Below are 3,857 nucleotides of genomic sequence, written 5' to 3' on the forward strand. Positions count from 1 at the left end.
ACCTGACGGCGCCGGACATCATGAAGCAGAGCGAGGGAAATACCTGAGATCAGCCTTGGAGTTTTAACGCCGGGCTGTGTGGCCGCGCCCGGCATTTTTCCTGTTTGGAGGCTTTTCTTTCCGTGACCCAGAAACCCTTGCTCGAACTCCAGGGCATCACCAAGCGCTACGGCGGCGTATGTGCGCTTGACAGCGCGGACTTCGCTTGTACGGCAGGTGAAATTCACGCTGTTCTGGGCGAGAACGGTGCCGGCAAGTCGACCTTGATCAAGATCATCGCCGGCGTCGTTCAGCCCGACGCGGGCCGTATCCTGCTGGACGGCAAGGAACTGCGGCTGGACTCTCCGAACTCCGCGCGCGAGCGCGGTATCGTTTGTGTGTTCCAGGAGCTGTCGCTGGTCCCGGACTTGTCCGTGTGCGACAACATTTTCCTGTCCAGGCCCCCGGTGAAGTACGGCCTGATCGACGCCAAGACTCAACAAGAGCGAGCTACCGAGCTGCTTTCCCTGCTGGGTTGCAGCGACATCCATCCCATGGACCGCGTGCGCGACCTGCCGCTATCCCGCCGGCAGGTCGTCGAAATTGCCAAGGCGCTAGGCGCGCAGCCGCGCCTGCTCATCCTGGACGAGGCGACCTCCGCCCTCAGCAGCGAAGACGTGGAACGCCTGTACCGCCTGCTCTTCAGTCTGCGAGACCAGGGCGTCGCAGCGCTGTTCATCTCGCACCGCATGCACGAGGTCAAGGCGCTCGCCGGTACCTGTTCGGTTTTTCGCAGTGGTCGCCGCGTCGACACGTTTGCCAACGGCACGCGGACCGACGCTGAAGTGGTGCAACTCATGATCGGTCGTGACGTCGCCAAGTCGTACCCGCCCAAGACCGGTCCGGCCACGGATGCGCGACCGGCTGTCACGGTCAAGTCCTTGAGCTGGGAGCCCAGCCTCCGGGACATTTCGCTGGAGATTCTGCGAGGCGAGATTGTCGGCTTGGGAGGGCTGGACGGACAGGGGCAGCGCGAATTGCTGCTGGCGCTTTTCGGCGTGCTTAAGGGTGTGCACGGCGAAATCGAGGTTTTTGGTCAACCGGTCACCAATCTGGCGCCACACATATGCAAGCAACCCGGACTGGGGATCGCCCTCATCCCGGAGGATCGCAAGACCGAAGGGTTGGTCTTGCCCATGAGTATCCGTGAGAATGCGAGCCTTGCCCAGCTGGAGGCGCTCACGCGCTACGGCTTGCTGAGCCCGGGGGGCGAGCAGGCGGCCGTGGCGCAGATGGTGGACAAGTTGCGCATCAAGATCGGTTCCGTGGAAGACCCGGTGCAGACCTTGTCCGGGGGCAACCAGCAGAAGGTGGTGATCGCCAAGTGGCTGATGACCCAGCCGCGCGTGCTCCTGCTGAACGATCCCACACGCGGCATCGATGTGGCCACCAAGCAGGAAATCTATGTCCTGCTGCGCCAGCTTGCTTCCCAGGGCGTGGCCATCCTGCTCTACTCCACCGACTACGAAGAACTGATCGGCCTGGCGGACCGCATCCTGATCATGTACGAAGGACGCATCGTGCGCACGCTTGTCGGGGAGGAGATCACCGAGCAGGCGATTGTGGCCTCATCCCTCAACGTATCCCTCGCTTCAACCGAACCGGAGGCCGTCACATGAACAGGGAAGAATGGCTGCGAGGGCTGCGCCGCAACAGTGGTCCGCTGAGTGCGCTGGTGGTGTTCATCCTGATGTTTTCGCTGTACCTGCTGGAGCATCCGCGCTCGATATCGGTCGGCATCGTCACCACGGCCTCGAACAAGGCGGCGCTGCTGGCCATCGTTGCGATGGCCCAGACCCTGCCTGTCATCACGCGCGGCCYGGACCTCTCCGTGGGGATGGTGATGGTGCTCACCAGTTGCCTGGCCTCCGTCGTGGTGAACGGTGCGCCTTGGCAAGTGGCACTCGGGGTGGTGCTGGTATTGGCCTCCGGGGCGGCGGCCGGTGCCCTGAATGGTGCAATCGTCGTATTCGGGCGCCTGCAGCCGATCATCGTCACGCTCGCCACGGGCGCAGTGTTCTTCGGCCTGGCCTTGCTGCTGCGTCCTGCGCCGGGCGGGGAGGTCAGCGAGGGCTTGTCAGACGCGCTGACCGGTCGTCTCTTCGGCACGATTCCCACAACGCTGGTGTTGCTGGCCGCGGTCATCGTGCTGGGCTGGATGCCCTTCAGGCGCACGGTCATCGGCCGCGCCTGTTATGCCGTGGGGTCGTCCGAGCAGGCGGCTTATCTTTCGGGCGTTCCGTCGCAGCGGGCCAAATTCATCGCGTACACCGCCGCGGGACTGCTTTCCGGGCTTGCCGGGTTGCTGCTGTCGCTGATCTCCCTGTCGGGCGAGGCCAGCTCGCCGCAGGCGGGCCTGTACACCCTCAATTCCATCGCGGCGGTCGTGATCGGCGGAACCTCGCTCTATGGGGGCGCAGGGGGCATGGTGGGATCGGTGTTGGGTGCCTTCGTGTTGCGCACCATTGGCGACCTGCTGTTCGTGTTCAATGCGCCTGCGCTTTGGCAGCCGCTGTTCGAAGGACTCATCCTCCTGGCGGCTGTATGCGTCGGCGCGCTGCACGTGCTTCGCCTGCGAAACCGCCTGGACCTGTTCTGATGACCAGCCTCTCCGTTGACACTCCGCGCTCCTCCGCCACCAGCAAGCGTGTGTTTCAGAGACTGCTGTTGAATCCGCCGGCCATGGTGGCCCTGTGTTCGCTGGCCCTTCTGCTGGCCGCCAGCGTCGTCAACAGCAACTTCCTGATGCCGGGCTACCTGCTGCTGCAACTGCAGATCGCCGCCTTCCTTGGCATCACAGCCGCCGGGCTCATGGCCGTCATCCTGTTGGGCCACATTGACCTGTCGGTGCCCTGGACCATCACCACYGGGGCAATGATGGCCGCCGCCGCGGGCGCCACCTATGGCGCCGGCTGGGCGATCCCCGCAGGCATCGCCTGCGGCGCGCTGATCGGCCTGGTCAATGGGTTGGGGGTGGCGATCCTGCGCATCCCTTCGATGATTTTCACGCTGGGCGCGAACGCTGTGCTGCAGGGCCTGATGGTCCTTTACTCGGGCGGGCATGCACCGGTGCACGGCGCTACCGAGCTGATGCGTGCACTGGGCGTCGGCAGGACGTTTGGCGTGCCCAATGCCGTGTGGACCTGGGTGGCCGTCTCATTGCTGTTCTACCTGGTGCTGACGCGCACTGCCATCGGCCGCTACGTGTACATCATCGGCAACACCGAGCGCGCCGCCTACCTGTCCGGCGTGCGCACCGGCAAAGTCATCGTGCTGTGCTTCGTGGCCTGCGGGGCTCTGGCAGCGCTCGCCGGCATACTGCTCGCCGGCTACTCGGCTAACGCCTACCAGGCCATGGGTGATCCCTACGTACTGCCCGCGATCGCCGCGGTCGTGCTGGGCGGCACCAACATCCTGGGCGGCCGCGGCAGCTACCTGGGCACTGTTGCAGGCGTAGTGTTCATCGTGCTGCTGCAAAGCGTGCTTGCGGTTCTGCAGATGCCCGAGGCGGGCCGCCAGATCATCTATGGCGCGCTGATCCTGTGCATGCTGCTGCTGTATGGCCGTTCGGCCAGGGTGAGGTGATCTTGGCTGACCGCTATGGCATCCGGGGCGATTTCCTGCTGCACGATGTGCGTTTTCGCGGACTGGTTCCGCCGAACGGGTTTGTAGAAAAGCTCTTCACCGGCACGCGTTGGGCAGAGGGCCCCGTGTATTTTCCGGCCGGCGACTTCCTGCTGTTCAGCGACATCCCCAACAACCGCGTCCTGCGGTGGGTGCCCGACGGCGCAGCCGAGGGCAACGTAGTAGAGTTTCGC

The 3,857-nt window shown here is 64.4% G+C and carries 3 protein-coding genes and 1 pseudogene; all 4 read left to right on the forward strand.

The window, feature by feature from the left end; all coding sequences use genetic code 11:
* The first annotated feature begins 122 nt into the window (after window positions 1-122).
* Window positions 123-1,658: a sugar ABC transporter ATP-binding protein gene (locus AC1DWI_RS16125; protein WP_477670186.1), complete on the forward strand. Its 1,536-nt coding sequence runs from the start codon at window positions 123-125 to the stop codon at window positions 1,656-1,658.
* The gene (locus AC1DWI_RS16130; RefSeq protein WP_477725207.1) at window positions 1,655-2,638 is read left to right on the forward strand and encodes an ABC transporter permease; all 984 of its coding nucleotides are present in this window, start codon (window positions 1,655-1,657) and stop codon (window positions 2,636-2,638) included. Before AC1DWI_RS16125 ends, AC1DWI_RS16130 begins: the two co-directional genes overlap by 4 nt.
* On the forward strand, window positions 2,638-3,624 hold the full coding sequence (locus AC1DWI_RS16135) for an ABC transporter permease (RefSeq protein ID WP_457282643.1): 987 nt from the start codon (window positions 2,638-2,640) through the stop codon (window positions 3,622-3,624). The genes AC1DWI_RS16130 and AC1DWI_RS16135 overlap by 1 nt, the downstream gene beginning before the upstream one ends.
* A 2-nt stretch (window positions 3,625-3,626) precedes the next feature.
* A pseudogene (locus tag AC1DWI_RS16140) lies at window positions 3,627-3,857 on the forward strand (SMP-30/gluconolactonase/LRE family protein); the annotation flags it as partial.

Source organism: Polaromonas sp. P3_C2, assembly GCF_056402675.1.